At 46.1% G+C, this 2831-nt stretch carries 2 protein-coding genes; one reads left to right on the forward strand and one right to left on the reverse strand.

All coding sequences use genetic code 11. From position 1 onward, the window contains the following. Positions 1-557 precede the first annotated feature (557 nt). Complete coding sequence (locus tag Q0140_RS11190) at positions 558-1907, reverse strand: sodium-dependent transporter (RefSeq protein ID WP_297964612.1); 1350 nt, start codon at positions 1905-1907, stop codon at positions 558-560. A 121-nt stretch (positions 1908-2028) separates the two neighbouring features. Between Q0140_RS11190 and Q0140_RS11195 the strand changes: the two genes are divergently transcribed. Beyond that, a complete protein-coding gene (locus tag Q0140_RS11195) occupies positions 2029-2655 on the forward strand; it encodes a nitroreductase family protein (RefSeq protein ID WP_297964614.1) in 627 nt (208 codons plus the stop codon). The last annotated feature ends 176 nt before the right edge of the window (positions 2656-2831 follow it).

A 2831-nucleotide genomic window follows, 5' to 3' on the forward strand; every position in this document is an offset into this window, starting at 1 on the left:
GCCGCCTGCGACGGCAAGTATGAAGCCGATTTTGCTAAATTTATCGTTCATTTTCGCTCCGATGATTTTTAAATTTTAAAGCTACGGAATTTTAAAATTCCAAACTATATACGCAAACTCGCTATGAAATTTGACGCGCTATTTTTGGACCGCTTCGGCGTTAAATTTTAAAATTCAAAGCGCGACGCCGCGCGGGCCACCACAAAATTTTATGCGCCGCTTCTGCGGAAGATTGCGTAGGTCGCGTCATAAACTATCGTGGCGGCTGTGCACCGACCGTCTCGGTTTAGAATTTTAAAATTCCGTAGCGTGATCAGATGCGGCTACGCTACGACGCCTTTGCCGCGCGCACCTATCGCCATGCAGGTTGCCGCGGTCGCACTGAAAGCTGATTGCCGCTACATACTTTGACCTTCCTCTATCTAAACATAAAATTTTAAACTATCGCCGCAAGACTAACGGATCGCCGTAATCTCGCTATGAAATTTTGTCCGTCGCTTTTAGACTGCTTCAGCGCCAAATTTTAACTTCCATGCTATCCATCCGCTTTGCAAAATTTAAAAATTTAAAATTTTTAGCTGATTGAGCGCTATCACTACGATCGCGACTGGCGCCACGAAGCGCAGTAGCACGAAATACCACAGCTTAAAGCCCATTCGTCCCATATATGGGCGCAGTAGAATTTCGACGGCTCGTTTTTTGATCACGAACCCTACGAAAATCGCCACAATTATGCCGCTAAGAGGCATTAAGATATTCGAGGTTAGGTAATCAAGCACGTCAAAAAAGCTCTTGCCACCTAGGCTAAAATACTCGCTCGTGCCCCCGTAATAACCCAAAATGCAGCATATCCCTAAAACATACGTCACAGCAAAAACTAAAATTGAAGCGCGCTTTCGGCTTAGCTTGCGGGAGTTTACGAGATAATAAATCGCAGGCTCCAGCATCGAAATTGCAGAAGTAATCGCCGCAAATAATAGCGAGGTGAAAAATAAAAAGGCTAGGATATTTCCGATCGCACCGAGCTTTGAAAAAAGCACCACCAGCGAGACAAACACTAGCCCCGGACCTTGCGCTTTGGGATCGCCGCCGAATTCAAAGATGAAAGTAAAGACGATAAGTCCCATCATCACGCCGATTAGGACATTAATGCAGACGATATTTATGCTTGAGGTTAGGATATTAGTGCGCGCAGGCAGGCTTGCAGCATAGGTCATAATCGTAGTAACGCCAAGCGAAAGCGTAAAAAACGCAAGTCCTAGCGCCGAAAGAACGCTATCTTTATTAAGCTTGGAAAAATCTGGCACCAGTAGGAATTTCGCGCTACGTCCGAATCCATCGAAACTCGCGGCGTAAATTAGCATTAAAACCAGCAAAATAAATAGCGCGGGCATCATCCAGACATTAAGCCGCTCGATGCCGCTTTTGACACCTTTAGATACGATGAAAAAGCAAAACGCCGACGCTATGGTAAAGCACACCGCCGCGCTTAAAAAATCACTACCTAAAAGCGCTTTAAACGCTGCGCCGCTTTCATCTATACTTTTTGGCAGATAAAAAGCGCTTGAGACCACGTATTTTAGGATCCAGCCCATTACGACGCTGTAAAAAGCATAGATCAAAAGCGCACTAATCATAAAAAATCCCGCGTATTTCCATGCGCCTTTGTATGAGGGTGCGAGCTTTTCAAATGCGCGCACCGGATCACTTTCGCTTAGCCTGCCGATGACGATCTCGGCTAAAAAGATCACGAAGCTAACCAAAAGCGTTAGTAAAAGATATAGCAAGATAAAGGCGCTGCCGCCATTGGTGCCTACTAAAGTGGGGAATTTCCACGCGTTGCCGAGCCCTACGGCGCTGCCTGCGACTGCGAGAATGAAGCCGATTTTGCTAAATTTATCGTTCATATTATGCCTTGTAGCGGAATTTGAAAGGACAATATTAGCAAAATCTAGCTTAACTCGCCAAGCTAGCCGAGTGGAATTTAGGCAAACCCGCTATAATGCCGCGAATTTTAAAGGAGATAAAATGAAATCGATAAAAGAAGTGATGCTCTCTCGCCACAGCTGCCGTAAATTTTGCAGCGACAAGCTAAATAGCGAGCTCGTGCGCGAGATACTTGATCTTGCGCGCTTAAGTCCCAGCTCATGCGGATTAGAGCCGTGGAGGATGATGATAATCTCGGATCCTTGCGAGCTAAAAGAGCTTTCTGTAGCCTGTAACAGCCAGCCGCAAATAGCCGAGTGCTCGCACGCCGTGATTTTAATCGCGCGTAACGATCTGCGCGTGGGCGAAGCGTATTTAGAGCGCACCGTCCGCCGTCGCGCAAACACTCCGCAAAAATATGAAGCTGCGATGAATTATTTCCGTGCGAAATTTGCGGACTTAGACGACGAAGCGCTGATGAACTACGCGACCAAGCAGCTTTATATCTTAGCGGCAAATATCGCTAATATCGCCGAGGGCTTTGACGTGCGCTCGTGTATAATGACCGGCTTTGACGCCGCGGCTTTGGAAAAATTTTGCGCTTTAGAGACGAAATTTCGTCCTGCAATCGTCGTGGCTTTGGGGCGTGGTGAGCCTAGCAAATACCCACACACGCGCTACGAGCTGGATGAAATTTTAATCTCTCGTAGCGGCAGCAAAAAAAGATAAAATGAAGCATTTCTGCTCGCAAAGCTAGGCGCAAGCTTTGTTTATTAAAAGCGTCGTTTTGCGAAATTTTATCGGTTTAAAAGTGCGATAGCGTTAAAATGCGCTTAAAATTTCAAAGGATAAACATGCAAGTCAAACTTCTAAATTTCACTCCGCTTTGGGTCTGCTCAAACGCG

This window comes from uncultured Campylobacter sp. (genome assembly GCF_938045405.1).
Lineage (GTDB): Bacteria > Campylobacterota > Campylobacteria > Campylobacterales > Campylobacteraceae > Campylobacter_B.

What these genes read in the sequence shown, in the direction of transcription:
- Q0140_RS11190 (WP_297964612.1), bottom strand. Translation starts at nt 1,907, where the DNA reads ATGAACGATAAATTTAGCAAAATCGGCTTCATTCTCGCAGTCGCAGGC.
- Q0140_RS11195 (WP_297964614.1), top strand. Translation starts at nt 2,029, where the DNA reads ATGAAATCGATAAAAGAAGTGATGCTCTCTCGCCACAGCTGCCGTAAA.